The 18,662-nt window shown below is 61.9% G+C and carries 22 protein-coding genes; 11 read left to right on the top strand and 11 right to left on the bottom strand.

The window, feature by feature from the left end; translation table 11 throughout:
• The 4 genes from C8264_RS20330 to C8264_RS20345 all read right to left on the bottom strand — a co-directional run.
• The coding region (locus C8264_RS20330; protein WP_162783810.1) for a cation diffusion facilitator family transporter at positions 1-487 on the bottom strand (487 nt) is incomplete at its 3' end.
• Positions 488-716: 229 nt separating this feature from the next.
• Complete coding sequence (locus C8264_RS20335) at positions 717-1,775, bottom strand: flavin-containing monooxygenase (RefSeq protein WP_108462812.1); 1,059 nt, start codon at positions 1,773-1,775, stop codon at positions 717-719.
• Positions 1,772-2,425: a DsbA family protein gene (locus tag C8264_RS20340; RefSeq protein WP_108462813.1), complete on the bottom strand. Its 654-nt coding sequence runs from the start codon at positions 2,423-2,425 to the stop codon at positions 1,772-1,774. Before C8264_RS20340 ends, C8264_RS20335 begins: the two co-directional genes overlap by 4 nt.
• Positions 2,422-2,844: a disulfide bond formation protein B gene (locus C8264_RS20345; protein ID WP_108462814.1), complete on the bottom strand. Its 423-nt coding sequence runs from the start codon at positions 2,842-2,844 to the stop codon at positions 2,422-2,424. Before C8264_RS20345 ends, C8264_RS20340 begins: the two co-directional genes overlap by 4 nt.
• Positions 2,845-3,115: 271 nt before the next feature.
• Between C8264_RS20345 and C8264_RS22330 the strand changes: the two genes are divergently transcribed.
• From C8264_RS22330 to C8264_RS20390, 8 genes are all read left to right on the top strand, one after another.
• Complete coding sequence (locus C8264_RS22330; RefSeq protein WP_162783811.1) at positions 3,116-3,439, top strand: hypothetical protein; 324 nt, start codon at positions 3,116-3,118, stop codon at positions 3,437-3,439.
• An 85-nt stretch (positions 3,440-3,524) separates the two neighbouring features.
• Positions 3,525-4,772 carry a L,D-transpeptidase family protein gene (locus C8264_RS20355; protein WP_108462816.1) on the top strand — a complete coding sequence of 416 codons (1,248 nt, stop codon included), beginning with the start codon at positions 3,525-3,527 and terminating at the stop codon, positions 4,770-4,772.
• Entirely contained in the window at positions 4,769-5,038 is a 270-nt protein-coding gene (locus C8264_RS20360) for a heavy-metal-associated domain-containing protein (RefSeq protein WP_162783812.1), read from the top strand. The genes C8264_RS20355 and C8264_RS20360 overlap by 4 nt, the downstream gene beginning before the upstream one ends.
• A 145-nt stretch (positions 5,039-5,183) precedes the next feature.
• Positions 5,184-7,571 (top strand): heavy metal translocating P-type ATPase, encoded by a 2,388-nt coding sequence (locus C8264_RS20365; RefSeq protein ID WP_108462817.1) that lies wholly within the window; start codon positions 5,184-5,186, stop codon positions 7,569-7,571.
• 469 nt (positions 7,572-8,040) lie between these two features.
• Positions 8,041-8,505, top strand: coding sequence for a DUF305 domain-containing protein (locus C8264_RS20375; RefSeq protein WP_245893416.1), 465 nt, complete (start codon positions 8,041-8,043; stop codon positions 8,503-8,505).
• 219 nt (positions 8,506-8,724) lie between these two features.
• Positions 8,725-9,009, top strand: coding sequence for a type II toxin-antitoxin system Phd/YefM family antitoxin (locus tag C8264_RS20380; protein WP_108462819.1), 285 nt, complete (start codon positions 8,725-8,727; stop codon positions 9,007-9,009).
• On the top strand, positions 9,006-9,476 hold the full coding sequence (locus C8264_RS20385; protein ID WP_205245741.1) for a hypothetical protein: 471 nt from the start codon (positions 9,006-9,008) through the stop codon (positions 9,474-9,476). Before C8264_RS20380 ends, C8264_RS20385 begins: the two co-directional genes overlap by 4 nt.
• Positions 9,477-9,668: 192 nt before the next feature.
• The gene (locus C8264_RS20390) at positions 9,669-10,013 is read left to right on the top strand and encodes a hypothetical protein (protein ID WP_108462820.1); all 345 of its coding nucleotides are present in this window, start codon (positions 9,669-9,671) and stop codon (positions 10,011-10,013) included.
• A 184-nt stretch (positions 10,014-10,197) separates the two neighbouring features.
• Here C8264_RS20390 and C8264_RS20400 read toward each other — a convergent pair whose 3' ends face one another.
• From C8264_RS20400 to C8264_RS20410, 3 genes are all read right to left on the bottom strand, one after another.
• Positions 10,198-10,398, bottom strand: coding sequence for a heavy-metal-associated domain-containing protein (locus C8264_RS20400; RefSeq protein WP_108462822.1), 201 nt, complete (start codon positions 10,396-10,398; stop codon positions 10,198-10,200).
• A 153-nt stretch (positions 10,399-10,551) separates the two neighbouring features.
• The gene (gene cueR / locus C8264_RS20405; protein WP_108462823.1) at positions 10,552-11,013 is read right to left on the bottom strand and encodes a Cu(I)-responsive transcriptional regulator; all 462 of its coding nucleotides are present in this window, start codon (positions 11,011-11,013) and stop codon (positions 10,552-10,554) included.
• The gene (locus C8264_RS20410; RefSeq protein ID WP_108462852.1) at positions 11,010-13,568 is read right to left on the bottom strand and encodes a heavy metal translocating P-type ATPase; all 2,559 of its coding nucleotides are present in this window, start codon (positions 13,566-13,568) and stop codon (positions 11,010-11,012) included. Before C8264_RS20410 ends, cueR begins: the two co-directional genes overlap by 4 nt.
• Before the next feature lie 217 nt (positions 13,569-13,785).
• On the opposite strand from C8264_RS20410, the gene C8264_RS20415 reads away from it, so the two are divergent.
• On the top strand, positions 13,786-15,186 hold the full coding sequence (locus tag C8264_RS20415; protein WP_108462824.1) for an MFS transporter: 1,401 nt from the start codon (positions 13,786-13,788) through the stop codon (positions 15,184-15,186).
• Between the two features lie 38 nt (positions 15,187-15,224).
• Here the strand turns inward: C8264_RS20415 and C8264_RS20420 are convergent, their stop codons facing one another.
• Positions 15,225-16,001 carry a hypothetical protein gene (locus C8264_RS20420; protein ID WP_108462825.1) on the bottom strand — a complete coding sequence of 259 codons (777 nt, stop codon included), beginning with the start codon at positions 15,999-16,001 and terminating at the stop codon, positions 15,225-15,227.
• Between the two features lie 114 nt (positions 16,002-16,115).
• Here C8264_RS20420 and C8264_RS20425 point away from each other — a divergent pair, with 114 nt between their 5' ends.
• Positions 16,116-16,391 carry a metal-sensitive transcriptional regulator gene (locus C8264_RS20425; protein WP_108462826.1) on the top strand — a complete coding sequence of 92 codons (276 nt, stop codon included), beginning with the start codon at positions 16,116-16,118 and terminating at the stop codon, positions 16,389-16,391.
• Between the two features lie 27 nt (positions 16,392-16,418).
• Positions 16,419-16,928: a DUF305 domain-containing protein gene (locus C8264_RS20430; protein ID WP_108462827.1), complete on the top strand. Its 510-nt coding sequence runs from the start codon at positions 16,419-16,421 to the stop codon at positions 16,926-16,928.
• A gap of 131 nt (positions 16,929-17,059) precedes the next feature.
• Here the strand turns inward: C8264_RS20430 and C8264_RS20435 are convergent, their stop codons facing one another.
• From C8264_RS20435 to C8264_RS20445, 3 genes are all read right to left on the bottom strand, one after another.
• The gene (locus tag C8264_RS20435) at positions 17,060-17,674 is read right to left on the bottom strand and encodes an SCO family protein (protein ID WP_108462828.1); all 615 of its coding nucleotides are present in this window, start codon (positions 17,672-17,674) and stop codon (positions 17,060-17,062) included.
• Entirely contained in the window at positions 17,671-18,147 is a 477-nt protein-coding gene (locus C8264_RS20440) for a copper chaperone PCu(A)C (protein WP_108462829.1), read from the bottom strand. Before C8264_RS20440 ends, C8264_RS20435 begins: the two co-directional genes overlap by 4 nt.
• A 91-nt stretch (positions 18,148-18,238) precedes the next feature.
• Positions 18,239-18,505 (bottom strand): CopG family ribbon-helix-helix protein, encoded by a 267-nt coding sequence (locus C8264_RS20445; protein ID WP_108462830.1) that lies wholly within the window; start codon positions 18,503-18,505, stop codon positions 18,239-18,241.
• Positions 18,506-18,662 lie beyond the last annotated feature (157 nt).

Raw genomic sequence — 18,662 nt, forward strand, 5'->3', positions numbered from 1 at the left:
CGGTGCCGAGCGCGTCGGCAATCATGTGAAGAAAGGTGCTTCGGACGTTGAGGCTGCCAAGATCCTTGCGCAGAACCCATGCGGCTGCCAGGTCTTCCACGAGCGCGATGGCACCGACGATCAGCACGGTGGTCGGCACGACCTCGGTGGGCTCGAGGAAACGCGATCCCGCCTCCCACAACAGATAAAGCCCGATCATGATCAGGGTGGTGAGATTAATCAGAGCGCCGACCGTCTCTGCCCGGGCATAGCCAAATGTCCGTCTCTGCGTCGCCACTCGCCGCGAAATGCGCCATGCGATGTAGGAGACCAGGACCGAACCGGCATCCGAGAGGTTGTGGGCGGCATCCGCAATCAGGGCCAAGGAGCCGGACACCACCCCGCCAACCACCTCCGCGACTGCGATGCTCAGGTTCAGTGCGAGCGCTATCAGCAGGCGCTTCCCGCGCCCGGAGCTGAGATCCTTCGTACCGTGAGAGTGGCCCATTGAACGGCTCCTTCGACTGTTCCGGAAGAATCTAGTTCCTGCAACCGCTAGAGGAGCAAGCCCTTTCTTGCGGTGCCCGACGATGGCTGCGAGAGATATCGGAGATCAAACTGAGATCGGCGGCTTTCGACGCCCCCATCGGTAGCTGTCCTCCAGGCCGGTTGTGGATGACCAGGTGCCACCATCGCGAAGCAAGCATGGCAACTTGACCTGGAGAGCTCGATGCCTCTTAAGCGTTTCTCCATTCATTGGCGCGTCGGGGCGGCTGCGGCAGTGACTGCCGGAGATGATCGAGGACGGCTTTCGCAACGGGCACGGAATCCCTGCTGGCTCCAAGGATAAGACCGGAAGCACGGTTTCGCTGCCATGGTCGCCCCAGGAAGAACAAGCCGGGCGAACCAAGGTCAATTTCGATCCAATGGTCACGGTTTCGGTAGCCGGTCGCCCAGATGATGGCGCCGACGTAGGCACGGCTGCCATCGGCGAAGATTGCAATTCGTCCATCGGCTCCATGGAGGCGAGGTCGGATGTCGACGCCGACTGCACGGAGCGCCCTGAAGCTCCGCCCCCGGTTCGGAAACGGGTCGGTTGCCTGCATGATCCTGCCGACCGGCGATCCTGCAGATGCCGACAGCAGCCCGAGGCGGTCCATCCAGGTCCATGTACTCTGGCCTAGTATCCGTTCCGGAAAGAGGCGGCGACGCTTGCCGGTTGCAAGAACGACCTTGTGCGTCCGTGCCAGATCAACCGCGATGTCTCGTCCGGACGCGCCATCGCCCACCACAAGCACCGTGCCCGGTCCGGCGGTCATTGGATTACGATCGTCTCCAACCGTGAGCTGTACTATATCGTCCGCAAATGCCCGGGAGAATTGCGGCACGACTGATTGTTGGAAAGGACCCGTGCACACGATAACGGCTCGCGCATGGACCTGCGTTCCACCATCGAGTTCGGCAGCGAATCCGGAAGGATCGGCAACGAGCCGGGTCACACTGGTGCCGCTCATCACTGGCAGTCGATGCTTGCCGGCATAAGCCGCGAGGTAGTCGGCGAACTCGATGCGGCTGGCATATCCGTCGGGGTCGCCGCTAACAGGCAAACCGGGCAGGGCGCTCAAGCTGCGGGGCGTGAACAGGGTCAGGCTATGATACCGGCGGCGCCAACTGTCGCCCACGTCTTGCGAGGCGTCGATGACGACATGCGACGCCCCGGCCTCAACCAGCCGCCATGAAGCGGCAAGCCCCGCCTGGCCGCCGCCGATCACCAGGACATCGACGGGTGCGGTCATTGGCCTTTCGCCACCTCGCTGCTGACGAGGTCGGCCAGCGCCTGCGGGTCGGTGCTCGCCGGCGCCTTTCCGTTCACGAAGAAGGTCGGCGTCTGCGTGACTCCAAGGGCTTCGATATCCGCCAGGTCGGCGTTGATCACGCCGAGCATGCCGGGACGCTTTGCGTCCTCCCGGGCCCGTGTCACGTCCAGCCCTGCGCCCCCGGCGATCTGCCAGGCGAGGTCAATGTTCGGTGCGCCATGGACGGCCCATTCCGGCTGCCTGGCCAGCAAAGCCTCCAGCACGGGAATGAACAGATCCTGCAGCCGGGCGGCTTCCAGCATCTTGACGGCTTCGTCGGAGCCATCATGGAAGGGTGCGTACCGTAGGACCAGCTTCACCTGGTCGGGATGGCGATCCATGATCTGCTTTACGATTGGATAGTAGGCCCGGCAGGCCTCGCAGCTCGGGTCGAAGAACTCCGAGATGGTAACGGGCGCGTCCGCGGGACCGATGACAAAGGAATGGGGGCGAACATAGCCTGCCTCCTCGATGGTGCCGACCACAGGCGAGGGGGGCTGCGGCGCCGGGCGCGGGTAAAGCCATGCGGCAACGGCGAAAACGACTAGGGCCAAGGCTGCGACGCCGATGACGAGGGTGCGGGACTTCATGCTGGTTTCCGTGCAAGCGGGAGGAGAAGGAGTGCGATGGCGGCAAACGACGCCATCGACAGGAAGGGGATAGGGATGCCCAGGACCAGCATCCCGTCGCCGGAGCAGGACGGCCCGTTGGCCTGGCAGGGTTGTATGGGCGCGGGCAGGATGCCGGAATACAGCAGCGAATGGTACGTGGCGATCGCCAGTCCGACACCAGCGACAGGCAGGGCATAAATCCAGATTCCTTTGTCGCCGCGCATCGCCGCGATGCCGAGAACCAGTGCAAGCGGGAACATCGCAATCCGCTGGTACCAGCAGAGGACGCAAGGCATCTGGCCCATGATCTCACCAATGAACAGCGCACCCAGTGTTGCCGCTAGGGCCACCACCCAAGCCAGGATCAACCAACTTGAGTTCGGGTTATGTGATGCCATGCGGCCTCCTCCTCGTCGGTCCACGCTACGATCTATGGCCACTAGAGGAGCAAGGACCATTTCGTCGCAGGAGGGAGAATATGTGAAGAGGTGTTCCTTCAGCCCACCATGATCTGACCTTCGCCCCTGCGGGCATCCGCTCCGGGTGCCCCGGAACCCGATAACATCAAGTCTGGGTGATCCGGCCTCGAAGGGGACGTACTCTCGTCGAATTTAACCGTAGACTAAGGATGTTCCGCTGGAATGGCCTTGGAGCCCCCGAGGAGTGGAAGTGAGCATCGGATTTCGCCGCGGGCTGCTGCCCATCCTGTTTGCCATGATCGCCCTGGTGTTTTGCGTGCACCAGTCGGGCGCATCTGATCATGCCCCCGGGAATGCGGATGTCCTCGTGGCCCAACTGGACGGACATGGCCAGAACCATGTGCAACACCCTTTCCATTCGACCGGCTGCTGCGCGCTGTCGGCAGGCATCCCGTCTCAAGAATTCGATGGGGTATTCTACTTGGGCCGGATCCATTTCGCCTTCGATGCGGGTGGCGCCATCCCCTGTCCCGATCATCGTTCCAAGCATTTCCGTCCTCCACGCAGACCCTGATCCGCAACATTGGCGCCACGCAGCGATGGGCACGATGGCTGTCCGATTGCCGCCGTCTATGGACCTTTACGCATTGGATTGAACGATGAAGAGACGAGATTTCCTTCGGCTGCTGCCTGCCGGCGCCGCCGCCACCCATCTGATGATGCAGCCTGCCCAGGCGCAGTCGCTGTGGAACATGATGAACCAGAGCCGCTCCCTCAGCGATGCCGAGCAGGAAGCCAACAGTGCTGCTGCCATCCAGGCCATCGACACGGTCGAGCCGATATTGTCGTATGACACCGTCAACAACCTGCAGATGGCCATTGCCCAGTACGAGCCCTTCGTTGCCCGTGGCGGGTGGGAGCAGGTGCCGCAGGAAACCTACGGCGTGACGATGGGCGCCGCACGCGATGGCGTGGTCCAGCTCAAGCGGCGCCTTCTAGCCTCCGCGGACATGCCGATGGTAGAAAACGTCGACGATGCAATGGACGCACCCACTGATGCAGCGTTGCGAAGGTTCCAGGCTCGCCACGGTCTGGTTGTAAATGGCCAGGTCGACGAAGCGACTTGGTACGCCCTCAACGTTCCGGCGGAAACACGCCTCCACCAATTGCGGCTCAATCTGCTGCGCGTCCAGGCCATGGCGCCGGCACTGGCGGACCGCTACGTGATCGTGAACATCCCGGCGGCCTTCATCGAGACGGTCGAAGGCGGCATGGTGGTTCGACGGCATACTGCCGTGGTCGGTCGGATCGACCGGCAGACGCCGATCCTCAAGAGCCGCATCCACCAGATCAACTTCAACCCGTTCTGGAACGTACCCAAGAGCATCATCAGGCGCGATCTCATCAAGTACATGAACGAGAACCCCAACTACCTGACCGAGCAGAAGATCCGCATCTACGATGGCAGCGGTCGCGAGCTGCAGCCGAGCGAGGTCAACTGGCAGACGGAAGAGGCCGTGAACTACAATTTCCGGCAGGACCCCGGACCGCTCAATTCCATGGGTAACGTCAAGATCAACTTCCACAACCCCCATGCCGTCTACCTGCACGATACCCCCACCAAGGGCCTGTTCGGCGACAATGCGCGGTTCTATTCCTCCGGTTGCGTGCGGGTGGACCAGGTACAGGATTTCGTAGGCTGGGTGCTGCGCGACAACGGTGACTGGGGGCCGAGTGAGATCGGCAACGTGTTTTCCACCGGCGAGCGTAAGGACGTCGACGTGCGCGATCCCGTCGAGATTCATACCACCTATATCTCGGCTTGGGCGAACCGGAACGGCGTGGTCAGCTTCCGCGACGATGTCTACGAGTTCGACATGGCTGGAAAGGTGAGCTTCGAGACGTGACCAAGCGGGCGAAGCTGACATTCGCCATTGCCAACTTGGGCTGCTCCAATTGTGTGGCCGCTATCGAAAACGCCGTGATGCCCCTGCCGGGCGTCGCTTACGTTGGTGTCTCGCTGACCGGCGGGACGATGACGGTCCGCCCCGGACCTGACCTGAACGTGGGCGCCATCGTGTCCAAGCTGACGGGCCTTGGCTACGTCCTTTTGGACGAACTCTGCCCTGGCACCCCGTGGGCATCAGCCTGTCCCTGCCGAGCACGACAATAGGCTGCCGCCGATGGGTGCGCTGCAGCGAGGTCCTTGGACATGACGCTGTCATGTCCAAGCCCGCCGCTTGGGGCAGTGCAACGCGCTTTGCCTCTTGACCTTGCCACGGTGGAAAGGTGCAGGATCACGCAAACAGGAGATCATCATGGCAACCAAGCACCACCACGAGGATCATGCGCATCACGATCACCGGGACGGGTCGGGCGACACTTCGGTCGACGATGTGAAGGAAGTCCGTGATCCGGTTTGCGGCATGAGTGTGGATCCTGCCACGGCCAAGAACACGGCGACTTATGAAGGATCGACCTACTACTTCTGCTCCGAAGGATGCCGGTCGAAGTTCATGGATGATCCGGCCAAGTACACCGAGCCTCACGCTGCCAAGTCGCAGGCCGAGACCAAGACATCAGCAACGGCGGGAACGATCTGGACCTGCCCCATGCACCAGGAGATCCGCCGCAACGAGCCGGGTTCGTGCCCGATCTGCGGCATGGCGCTCGAACCGGAACTGCCCACTGCCGAGACCGGTCCAAGTCCGGAGCTCCGTGACATGACAAGGCGGTTCTGGATCGGCACGGCCTTGGCGGTCCCGGTCTTCGTGCTAGAGATGTCGGCTCACCTGTTCGACATCCACCACTGGGTCGCGCCACAGACCCTGAACTGGATACAACTCGTTCTGGCGACACCGGTGGTGCTGTGGGCCGGCTGGCCGTTCTTCGAACGCGGCTGGGCGTCCCTGCAGAACCGCAACCTGAACATGTTCACCCTGATCGCTATGGGCATCGGGGTGGCGTGGCTGTACTCCATCGTCGCAACGTTGCTGCCCGGGATGTTCCCGGACTCGATGCGGGAGATGGATGGTGCCGTCCCGGTGTATTTCGAAGCCGCTGCCGTCATCACCGCCCTGGCCCTTCTGGGGCAGGTACTCGAGTTGCGGGCCCGGGAAAAAACGTCTGGGGCAATCCGGTCCCTGCTGGACTTGGCGCCCAAGAAGGCACGCCGGGTAAGGGAGGATGGCACCGACGAGGAGGTGGAAGTAGACATCATCGTCGTCGGGGACCGCCTCCGGGTTCGTCCTGGCGAGCAGGTGCCCGTAGACGGCATCGTGCTGGAGGGCCGAAGCGCCGTGGACGAGTCAATGGTCACCGGCGAGTCGATGCCGGTCACCAAGAGCGATGGTTCCCGGCTTGTGGCTGGAACCATCAACCAGTCCGGCGGCCTCGTCATGGAGGCGACCGGCGTCGGACGCGACACCATGTTGTCCCGCATCGTGCAGATGGTGGCAGCCGCCCAGCGATCGAGAGCGCCGATCCAGCGCCTCGCCGACCAGGTGTCCGGGTGGTTCGTGCCGTTGGTGATCATCATTGCCGTCCTGGCGTTCGTTGCCTGGATGGTGTGGGGGCCGGAACCGGTGTTTGCCCACGCCCTCGTGGCAGCGGTATCGGTGTTGATCATCGCCTGTCCATGTGCGCTCGGTCTTGCCACTCCCATGTCGATCATGGTCGGGGTGGGCAAGGGTGCCCAGCTCGGTCTGCTCGTCAAGAACGCCGAGGCCCTGGAGCGGCTGGAGAAGGTCGATACCTTGGTTGTCGACAAGACCGGCACCCTGACTGAAGGCAAACCGAAAGTCACACATGTTCTGACCGCCGGAGGATGGAGCGAAGGCGATCTGTTGGCGCTGGCGGCAAGCCTGGAGCGAGCAAGCGAGCACCCGCTCGGTGTCGCCATCGTGACTGCGGCCAACGAACGGAAGTTGATGCTCTCGGAACCCAATGACGTGGATTCCCCTGTGGGCAAGGGCCTGACCGGCATCGTCGACGGGCGGCGCGTCCTGATCGGCAGTGCCAAATACCTCGAGAGCGAGGGTGTACCGTCAACGGAGTGGAAAGAACGGGCCGATCAGGTGCGTGGCGAAGGGGCAACCGTGGTTCTTGTGGCCGTGGACGGAACGATGGCCGGCGCTCTGGGCATCGCCGATCCGATCCGGGCTACCACAGCCCAGGCGCTGGCCGAACTGCGGGCGCAGGGCATGCGTATCGTCATGATGACCGGCGACAATTCCGTGACCGCCGCGGCGGTCGCCCGCAAGCTCGGTATCGCTGATGTCGAGGCCGATGTCCTGCCTGAACGCAAGAGCGAGGTTGTCGAACGGTTGCGGTCCGAGGGCAGGGTGGTCGCGATGGCGGGTGACGGCGTCAACGACGCACCGGCCCTCGCCGCGGCCGATGTGGGGATCGCCATGGGAACGGGCACGGACGTGGCTATGGAAAGCGCCGGAGTGACGCTGCTGAACGGCGACCTGCTCGGCATCGCACGGGCAAGGAAACTGTCCAAGGCCACCATGGGCAATATCCGGCAAAATCTCTTCCTTGCCTTCGTCTACAATGCTGCTGGCGTGCCTGTGGCCGCGGGCGTTCTGTACCCGTTTATCGGCCTGACGCTTTCGCCGGCCATCGCCGCCGCGGCCATGGCCCTGTCGTCCGTCAGCGTGATCGGCAACTCCCTGCGCCTCCGTTCAGCTCGTATCGCATGATCCGGCGAGCTCTCCAACGCAGGCAATGCCTGCAACCGACGCGTGCGGGAACGGCTTTCGGTTCAATGGAACGGTCCGTGTCACCACCTGCGAAGAGAATGAGGATCCGATTGATCCTGGCGATCCTCGTCGCTGTCGTGTCCAGCATGTCCTTGCACCACGGGGCCATGGCACGATCCAGTGGCGTCGAACACGCGATGAGCGACGTCAACGATCATCCGGATGTCAAATGCGAGGGTCATTGTGACAGTGATCCGCACTCGATGCCGGCCTGCTGCGGTATGGGTTTGTGCCTAAGCGCCATGCCGGCGCCGCCAAGCGCCACGCTTCCTGTCGTGCGGACCGTCGACCGCTTCCCCAACGTGATTGAGCCCGCTCCACATCGGGTGATCGTACGCATAGATCGACCGCCGAAGGATTTCCGCACGGACGCTTGAACCGATTCCTCAACCCAACGGAAATTCGAAAAATGAACATCTTGAAGACTGCACTGCTCGCCTCCGTCGTTCTCGCCGGGACCTCTTCGCTCGTTTCCGCCCAGGATGCGATGCAGGGTCACGACATGTCCGCCATGGGCGGCGACAGTGCCATGGCTGCCGACCTGCCGGATATCTGCAAGAGTGCCGAAGGCATGTCGGGAGACAAGTCGATGGACATGTCCCACGAGATGGACCAGGCCCACACCGACCTGATGGCCGGCATGGACCAGACCAACAAGCAGATGATGGACGCCATGATGGTCGAGGACATCGACGTGGCATTCGTCTGCGGGATGATACCCCACCACCAGGGTGCCATCAACATGGCCAAGGCAGAGCTGGAACACGGCGATAACGAATGGGCCAAGGAAATGGCGCAGAAGGTTATCGACGCCCAGGAACAGGAGATCGCCGAAATGGTCTCCTGGCTCGAAGGCGAAGGCGCCAACGAGTAAGTTCCACACGGGAGTGCGCTGTCGGCGCACTCCCAACCACATCGGCGTCGCGGTGCTTCTGGAGCCTTGCCGTGACGTGGCCGGCGAGTTCGGATAGGGCCCCACCGGCTGTAGCCAGAATTCACGTCGACATCCCGATCCGCCACTGTTGGTCGTTGTTCCGGCATGACTTGACATTCCACCCATGTTCCGTAAAATACGGGAAACGGAGGCAAGTTGATGCAAGCTGTTCCCGCATCTGAGGTCGCTAAGAATTTTGGCGAATGGCATGACAAGGCGCTCATCGAGCCAGTGCTCGTCAGCAAGTATGGGCGCGAGAGCGTGGTCCTGATTTCTGTGGAGACCTACAGGGCATTGCTCCGCAACTATCGCGAGGTTGTCGACACTTCCGAGTTGGATGACCTCGTGGCGAACGGAATCGAAAGCTCGGAGATACCGGAGCAGTACCGATGGAGTTCCGAGGACGATGACGTGACCGACGAACGTCGGGGCGCTGGCCGGTGAAGGGCCTGTCGGTTTCAAGATTTCCCGCCACGCCCGTTCCTGGATTGGTTTTCCGCTATCCGTATCTTTGGAAGGCCGAGAAGCTGAAAGGTCATGACGAGGGCTTCAAGAGCCGTCCTTGCGTAGTAGTGGTCCGATACGGTCCGGTGAAGGGGCTATCGGGAAAGTTTGCTGTCGATGTAGCTCCCATATCGCATTCACCACAGGAGGGCTCAGCTGTTGAATTGCCAAGCCGGGTAAAATCGATCATGCGGCTTGATGACGACGCTTCGTGGATCGTAACCAGCGAGATGAACCGTTTCGTCTGGCCTGGCACGGATTTGGTGCCGGCCTATCCTGCGCGGGTAGACCGACCATCGCAGTGGCATTGGGGAATTCTGCCGCAAGACATTTTTGAGAAGGTGCGGGCAGAGATCCTGATGTCAAGACAGGCTCACGAAAACATCGTCACTCGTCCTTCTATGTGAGGCAGTCGGCGCAACGGTTCACTGGTAAAATCAACGTGGGATGGGTTCGTTTGGTGGCGCAAGTCCCTGCGAGAATGAACACAATCTGACGTAATCTAGTGGAGCGTCACGTCACATGTACTTCGCTATTTCATCCAAGGCATTTAGCCCTTCGGCAACAGACGCGTGCTAGGACCGCCAGGGGAGGAATGCATGCTTAATAGGATCAAGACCGAACTCAGCGAACTGCTGTTCCTCAGCAGGGACGCATTGCACATCCACATCGGCCTGGGCATCTATGTTGCCGCCATGCTGGTGTTGCGGCGAAGACCGGCCAGCATCGTGCCGTGGCTGGTTGTTCTTGCCTTCGAACTCGCGAACGAATTCCTCGACGCTTTCCATCACAGCCCGCCCGATATCGACATCACCGGTGCGCTCAGGGACATCGGCAACACGATGCTATGGCCGACGGTCGTGCTCCTGGTAGCCCGCCGGCTTGCTAGGCAGGCAGAGATCCGAACTGCGGAGTTCCAGTCTAAAAGCGTCGGTGGAGCCTGATGTGGCGCGTCGCGGTCGCTGCATCGGAGGATTCCCGCTGCCGAGCGGATGAGTTTGCGATGGCTCACCCCCGGTTACGTTGTGCGACAGGGCGCGCTCTTGTGGCCGGGTTTCATGTCATGACCTTGCCGGAGCGCCCCGGCAAGGTCATGAACCTGTACGGCAGGACGAGCCTGCTATGACATCATGCCTGGAGTTGACCGGTGTAGCCAGCTTCGGTGATTGCATCCGCAAACGCCTTAGCCGGCATCTGGCTGCGGATTTGGACGGTGTGGGTAGGAAGGTCGATCTTCACATCGGCAGCGGAATCCACGCCTTTCACGGCCTTCTCGACCGTGGAAACACAATGGCCGCAGGTCATGTCGTTGACTTGGAAATTGTACATCTCAGAACTCCTTCGTTTCGGTGATTACCCCAATGTGGGGCTTCCAACGGAGGGAAGGTCAAGGCAGCGGGTCCATTTTCGTGAGCGGACACGTCCAGATCGCCGACGTAGATGGCGTTATCGAGTGACCGACTGACTTTGGGTGCGATCCGCTCAGGCATGGCTACGGTCCGGAGCTATATCGGTCACTCCGAAGCGTGGTTGGCGCTTCTTGACCGATGTAGGGGCGGCCTGGGCGAAGCCCTCGATGATGGGGCAGTCCGGGCGACCGTCACCATGGCAGTTATCTGCCAGGTGCCGGAGGGTGTCGCTCATCGCCTTGAGCGCCTTGGCCTTCTCGTCCAGCACGCGGATATGCTCGAGCGCGATGGACTTGACGTCGGCACTGGCACGGGAGCGGTCCCGCCACAGCGCCAGCAGGTCTCCCATCTGCTCCACGGAAAAGCCCAGATCCCGGGCCCGGCTGATGAACCGGAGGCCGTGCACCTCGTTGTCGGAGTAGACGCGGTATCCGGATTCCGTCCGGAGCGGGGCCGAGATCAGTCCGATGGATTCGTAGTAGCGGATCATTTTGGTCGACACGCCGCTGGCCTTGGATGCTTCACCTATGTTCATGATGCTGATTCCACAAGTTCGAGGGAGGTGGAGGCCCGCACGGAGCGGGCCTCGGATTGATCAATGGGTGCCGCGAAGCGGCGAAGGCGCAGGGCGTTTCCGAGCACGAAGACGCTGCTCAGGGCCATGGCGCCGGCGGCCAGCACCGGAGACAGCAGGGTGCCATTCAGGGGATAGAGAACGCCTGCGGCAACAGGGATCAGAACCACGTTGTACCCGAACGCCCAGAACAGGTTCTGCTTGATGTTGCCGATCGTCGCCTTCGAAAGCGCGATGGCGTTGGTAACCCCGCGAAGATCTCCCGACATCAGCACCACGTCGGCGCTTTCGATGGCGATGTCCGTTCCGGTCCCCACCGCCAAACCGACGTCGGCTTCCGCCAGGGCAGGGGCGTCGTTGATGCCGTCACCCACGAAAGCCACGGTGCGGCCACCGTTCTTGAGCTGCTTGATCGCGTGCACCTTGCCGTCCGGCAGGACTTCGGCCACGACTTCGTCAATGCCCAGGCGCCTGGCCACGGCTTGTGCCGTGCGGGCATTGTCGCCAGTGACCATGGCCACCTTCAGGCCAAGCGCATGCAGCGCCTTGATGGCCTCGGCGGAGGTCTCCTTCACCGGGTCCGAGACCGCGATGATGGCTGCGAGCTGGCCGTCGATGGCTGCATAGAGGGGGGTCTTGCCCTCGTCGCCCAGGCGAGCCGCTGTTGCCGAGAAGGCTGCCGTATCAAGGCCTGCCTTGGTCATGGCCCTGTCTGCACCGACAAGCACGGTCTTGCCGTCTACGGTTCCGGTCACGCCGAAGCCGGGTTCCGCCGAGAAGCCGCTGACCTGGTCGACTTCCAGACCCTCTTTCCTTGCCGCAGACACAATGGCCTCCGCGATCGGGTGCTCGGAACGGGCCTCGACGGCGGCAACGACACCGAGCACCTGTTCCCGCGTAAAACCAGGGTTCACCTCGAGGTCCGTCAGTTCCGGCTTGCCCTTGGTGAGCGTCCCGGTCTTGTCCAGAGCGACGACCTGCGCGGAGCGGAGGGTTTGCAGTGCCTCGCCCTTGCGGAAAAGGATGCCGAGCTCGGCGGCACGACCGGTGCCGACCATGATCGACGTCGGTGTTGCCAAACCCATGGCGCAGGGGCAGGCGATGATCAGCACCGCCACCGCATTCACCAGTGCGAAGGTCAGAGCTGGGGACGGCCCGAATACCGCCCACACGGCAAACGTCAGCAGTGCCGCCGCAATGACGGCAGGAACGAACCAGGCCGTCACCTTGTCGACAAGGGCCTGGATCGGCAGCTTGGAACCTTGCGCAGCTTCCACCATGCGAATGATCTGCGACAGCACCGTGTCTGCACCTACCTTGGTGGCGGTGAAGGTGAAGGCTCCGGTGCGATTGATCGTGCCGCCGACAACATCCGCTCCAGCCGACTTGCGGACCGGGACCGGTTCACCGGTGATCATGGACTCGTCGACATAGGAATCGCCTTCGACAACGCTGCCGTCGACAGGGATGCGGTCTCCGGGACGGATCTCCACGATGTCGCCAGCCAATACGGTCTCAAGCGGCACTTCGACGGCAACACCGTTCCGGACAACGCGGGCCGTCTTCGGTTGCAAACCGACCAGGCGCTTGATCGCCTGGCTCGTGCGACCCTTGGCCCGGGCTTCGAGGAACCGTCCAAGCAGGATCAGCGTCACGATCACCGCCGCGGCTTCGTAGTAGACGTTTGCAGTCCCCGCGGGCAGGACACCGGGCAGGAAGGTGGCAACGACAGAATAGGCCCACGCCGCACTCGTCCCCAGCACTACCAGGGAATTCATGTCGGGAGCCAACCGCACAAGGTTGGGGATGCCCTTGCGGAAGAAGCGCAGGCCAGGCCCGAACAGAACGGCGGTCGCGAGCGCAAACTGGATGTAGAGACTATTGGAATGCCCCAGATCCATCATGACCCACTCGTGGATGGCCGGGACGAAGTGCGATCCCATCTCCATGATGAAGAGAGGCACCGTTAGCACCGCGGCAACGGACAGCGCATTGCGCAGGTGAAGAATCTCGACTGCACGGCGATCCTCTGGCTCTTCGCCACCGGCAACCTCAGCCTGTCGCGCGATTTCGTATCCGCTGGCACGAACGGCCTCTTCCAGTCGAACTCGGGCCACGGCGCCGGCAGGAAAGGTGACGATGGCCTTCTCGGACGCCAGGTTCACCGACGCCGAAGTGACACCTGGCACGCTCGCAAGGACCTTCTCGATCCGGGATACGCAGGAGGCGCAAGTCATGCCTTCGATCCGCAGTTCGGCTGTTTCCTGGCGGGTGGCATAGCCCGCCTTCTCGATGGCACCGACAACGGCTTGCGGATCGGGTGCCCCGCTGAAGCTTACGGTTGCTTTTTCCGTCGCGAGATTGACGTTGGCCGACTCCACGCCGGGGAGGACGCGGATAGCTTTTTCCACCCGGGCAACGCACGACGCACAGGTCATGCCCTCGACCTGAAAGTCCAGTGTCGCCCCTGAGGCGTCGACGCCGGTCGGTCTCTGAAGATCGATTGCGAGAGACATTTCAAACAGTCCTTCCGATTGACTGCCGAGATAGGTAACGCTTCCAACGATGGGAAGGTCAAGGGCTGTTTCAATGGGATTCATTCAAGTCGAAAACCCGACGAATTTTGGCTCTTGACCCTCCAAGAGTTGGAAAGCCCACGACTCTGCAACAGTCGTGCAGCGGTTGCGCGATGACCCTGTTTCCGCACTGCGGAAGCGACAGAGGAACCTACAAATGGCAACCTTTCAACCCGACCCCAAGCGGTGGTTGGCGCTTGCGCTTCTATGCGCGGCCCAATTCATCGTGATCCTCGACACCTCCATTATCGGCGTGGCCTTGCCCGCCATGCAGACCGACCTCGGCTTCACGCCGGAGAGCCTGAGCTGGATCTTCAACGCCTACGTCATCGCCTTCGGCGGCCTGCTCCTTCTGGGCGGCAAGCTAGGCGACATCTTTGGTGCCCGGCGCATGTTCATGCTGGGGTTCGCCATCCTGACCGGGGCCTCCTTGCTGGCCGGTCTGGCGAGCAGCCAGGAATTCCTGCTTGCCGGGCGAGCCCTGCAAGGCGTGGGCGCCGCCTTGATCGCTCCGTCCGCCTTGACGATCGTCATGCGCCTGTTCGGCCACAACGGAGCCGAACTCGGCAAGGCGTTCGGCTTTTGGGGGGCGGCTGCCGCGGCTGGCGGCACTGCCGGCGTGTTCCTCGGCGGAGTCATCACCGAATGGCTCAGCTGGCCATGGACTTTCCTGATCAACGTACCGCTCGGGCTCGTCGTCTTCGCCCTGGCACCGACGGTCATCCGATACGCCGCCCCCGTGCGGGGCCGCATCGACTGGATCGGTGCGCTGACGGTAACGGCGTCGCTGGTCACCGCAGTCTATGCCATCGTCACGACGGAACCGGGCCAGTGGACCTCGCCGCAGACCCTGCTGCTGCTGGGCGCCGCAGTTGCCCTGCTGGTGCTGTTCCTCGTTCTGCAGGCGATCTCCCGCGAGCCGCTGCTGCCGCTGCGGATATTCGCGGCACCGAACCTTGCCGTGGGCAACCTGCTGATGGCCCTGCTGGGTGCCGCGTGGATTCCCCTGTGGTTCTACCTCAACCTCTACCTGCAGCAAACGCTTGGACTTTCTGCCCTTTACAGCGGACTGGCGCTGCTGCCGATGACGCTGACGATCATGGTCGTCATGGTGGGCTTGTCCGGCAAGCTGGTTGCTCGGTTCGGCATCAAGGCCAACATCGTCATCGGCCTGCTGGCGATGGCCGGATCGCTGCTGCTGTTCTCGCGTGTTCCGGAAGGCGGCAGTTTCGGTGTCGACGTCCTGCCCGCCTCGCTGCTCGGTGCGTTGGGCATGGCGCTCGCCTACATCCCGACCACCATGTCGGGCATGGCCGGCGCTCGTCCGGAGGAAACCGGCCTGGCGTCGGGACTGATCAACACGACCTACCAGGTCGGCTCGGCTGTAGGTCTTGCCGTCATGGTTGCACTCGCTGCGCAGGCCGACGGAACTGCCGGACCTCTTGAAGGTTTCCATGCCGCCTTCCTCGGCGGGGCCGTCGTGGCCGGATTTGGCGCTCTGACTGCGCTCGTCCTCCTCCACGGAGCGCCCGCGGCCCGGGAAGTGCCAGTAGGCTGATGTGATCTTCGCCCGGCACATAGCCGGGCCTTACCAGCTCAGGGCTGCACTGCCGGATCCGATGCTCGGACCACAGCTTCGATTCGCTCCGGTGGGACATCGCGTTCGATCATGATGTCCCACCCGTGATCCATCGCTTCCCAGTCGCCCTGTGCTTCAAGATACAACTCGATCATCGACTGCGGCAGGCGACCGTCCGTGAAGGCGCACCAGCCCGAAGCCGGGTAGCGGATCACCACAACGGCGGGCTCCCCTATGCCTTTCAGCGCAATGGGGAGCTCGCCGCCCAGATAGCCGGCGAGCCGCTCGACAGCCTCACCGCCGAATGATTCGAAGAAGACTTCGCAGCCGCCGTCATGCAGGAAGCGGCGCATCGGGGTGGCCCATATGGCGCCCTCCCTTTCCAGGAAGTGCGGGTCGGCGGCAAGCATCTTGGCTAAGGCGGCATCGACATCGCCGATCCGCTCCGGCGGCAGGTGCCCTGCGAGTGTGTGCTTCAGCCGTTCGAGGTCTCGACCAATATTCAGCCGCAGCAGGCCCTCTTGGTGGATGGCGTTGAAGTCCACTAGTCTGGTCGCATGAAAAGCCCTGAGCTCCCGGTTCATCATGGTTTCGGCTATTAGGGCCTCGGCCTCACGCCAGCGCCTCATGACGGGCGCCGGGTTGTGCAGGCGGTGGAGCGAGCCGGCCAGATTGTAGGTGTGTTCGGCTGTCCTCTCCGACCTGAGGGCGTCGGCGTGTGCCCGGAGGAAATCAAGAACATTCGGCGGCCACGTCCCAAGCCGCTCAAGGTCGACAGGATTAAACTCGCTCACGATTGGCCTTTCACCTTGTTCCAGCCATACTCGGTAGGCGCTTGAGCAAAGTATAGAGGGCAGCCTTAAGCAACCAACTGCTTTCCCTTTGCTTATACCCCTGGAGGGTATCGGATGTGCACCCAACGTTCTATCTCGATCCGCAACCGTCTGAACCGTATTGCCGGCCAGGTGAACGGCGTCTCGCGCATGGTGGATGAGGGCGCCTATTGCATCGATATCCTGACCCAGCTGCAGGCGGTGAAATCCGCCTTGGCTAAGGCCGAGGACGAGATCCTCAAGCAACACGCTGACTCCTGCGTGGCCGAAGCGATTGCATCCGGGGACGTCGAAGCACAGCGGACCAAGTTCAACGAACTGGTCGATCTCTTTGCCAAAGCGAAGCGGTGATCGACAACTCTGCGAAGGAGAAACCGAATGACGCATGAAGCACACGCCCATGGTCAAGCGGATCGCCACGGTCAAGGCGGCGGGCACGGCGCTCATGGACGACCTTACCTCATGTTCTGGATCAACATGGTGCTCGGCCTTGTCGTGATGTATTTCGTCATGTTCTCCATGATCGACGGACCGGGAGACTTCCGCAACAACATGAACATGTTCTACATGGCCTTGACCATGTGGGCCCCTATGGGAATCTTCATGCTCGCCACGATGCCGGGCATGTTCCCGAAACGCACCATGAACGTCGTCCTCTACGCCGCTTTCGCATTGATCACGGTCTTGTCCTTTCTGGGCACCCGGACCCAGGCTTTCATCGATGACCGTCAGTTCATCGACTCCATGATTCCGCACCATTCGGGAGCGATCCTCATGTGCCGTGAGGCGGACCTCAAGGACTCCGAATTGGTGCAGCTCTGCGGCGAAATCATCGAGGCGCAGCGACGGGAAATCGAACAGATGGAAGCGATCGGGGAACGGCTTTGAGTTGCTGCCCCGCAAGGAGGAAAACTCCACAGCGCCGGATGGCAATGCCTCGGTTCGCGACCTCCAGCGCCTGTGCTGGTTTCCTCGTGACGTAAATTGGGCGCGCCGTTGCTGAGAGGATGCGGTTCCGATCAGCCCTGGCCGATGAGACGGCGCAGCTTGGCCATTCGGGTATCGAATCCTTCCTCGGTCGCCAGGGTACCGAAGAAGCGCCCGTCCGCAGTGACCAACTGGATGGAAGCCTGGTGCCCCATCAGGTAGTCACCACCCTCCATCGGCTCCTTCTCGAAGAAAATGTAGCGGTCCTTTGCCATGGTGCTCACCTGGGCCAGGTCGCCGGTCAGCCCGGTAATGCGATCGTCGAAGTACTCGACGTATTCCTTCATGATTTCAGGCGTGTCGCGCTCGGGGTCCACCGAAACGAAAACCACGTTGAGCTTGTCGGCATCGGGCCCCAGTTCTTCGAGCAACGCCGACATTTCCGCCAGAGCCGTCGGGCAGACGTCCGGGCAGTGGGTGAAGCCATAGAACCATACAGACGGCTTGCCGAGGAAGTTTGCCTCGGTCACGGCAGCGCCATCCTGGTTCACCAGCTGGAACGGTTTGGCGTAGATCGCCTCGACCTCGGATACGCCGGTCGGTCTGGGCCCGTACGCCAGGAAACCCGCTCCGGCGGCTGCTACAACCACCAGCGCCCAAAGGACGATCCGAAGCTTTCGCATGCCGGTCGAAGCCTTACCGGTCATTGACTATGACCTTCGTGGTTCGGTGCAGCCTCCGCGGAGCGTTGCTCCACGTTGAAGACGACCTCGACCGGTCCTGCATTCTCGAAGAACAGGGTCGCGGCGACCTCGTCACCAGCCTGGTAGCGGCGGTCCGGCTTGATGAACATGGCGTGCGTGCCATCGTCGCCCAGGGAGACCGTGGCACCGGCAGGGATTTCCATGCCCTCTGCGAGGGGCTCCATGCGGGCGATGCCGTCCGTCACCACCGACTGGTGCAGTTCCACCTTCTCGGCGGTCTTGCTTTCGATTCCCATCAGGCGTTCCGGAACATCGCCGTTGTTGTGGATGGTGACGTAACCCCCCAGCACCGGGGCGTTGGGCGGCGCTTCCTGGATCATCGGGTGCTCGATGAAGATCGAACCCGAGGTAAAGTCGTGCGCCTGTGCCAGAGCGGGAATGGCGGCGATAGCCAGGCCCAGGATGAACTTCTGCATGTATCAGCCTTCGTGTGAGCTTCTGTTGGCGTCAGGGTTAGCGGACATTGCCGCTGACCAAACTGCTCGGCGTTCCTGGAGAGACTGACCTTCATGAGGCGGCATTGCCCCGCACGATCTCTTCGATGTCTGAAATGACGTCGTCCATGTCCTCGGACTCTCCATTGTCGAGTTGCCCCAGGCCTTCAGCTACCTTGAGGATTTTCGCGCCTTCTCCGGCCAGATACAGCTTCATGGCTCGGACCATAACCCAGCTACGGGTGCGATCTGCGGCACTGGCAATCTTCTCGATGTCCGCCAACACGTCCACCGGAATGCGAAGCGCTACAGGGTCTGACAGTTCAATCTTGCTGCTCATTTTCAATCTCTTCAATTGTCATACGGCGTATAACAAAAGCCAGAAGATGTCAAGATCGACGTTCAATCCGTGGGCTCCCTAAGTCCAAGTTCGCCGTTACCAAGTGGTACTGCTCGGCCCGCACTATCGTGAGCTCACGGCGTTTTGGCTGTCTCAG

It is taken from the genome of Devosia naphthalenivorans, assembly GCF_003056355.1.
In the GTDB taxonomy this organism is placed as follows: domain Bacteria; phylum Pseudomonadota; class Alphaproteobacteria; order Rhizobiales; family Devosiaceae; genus Devosia; species Devosia naphthalenivorans.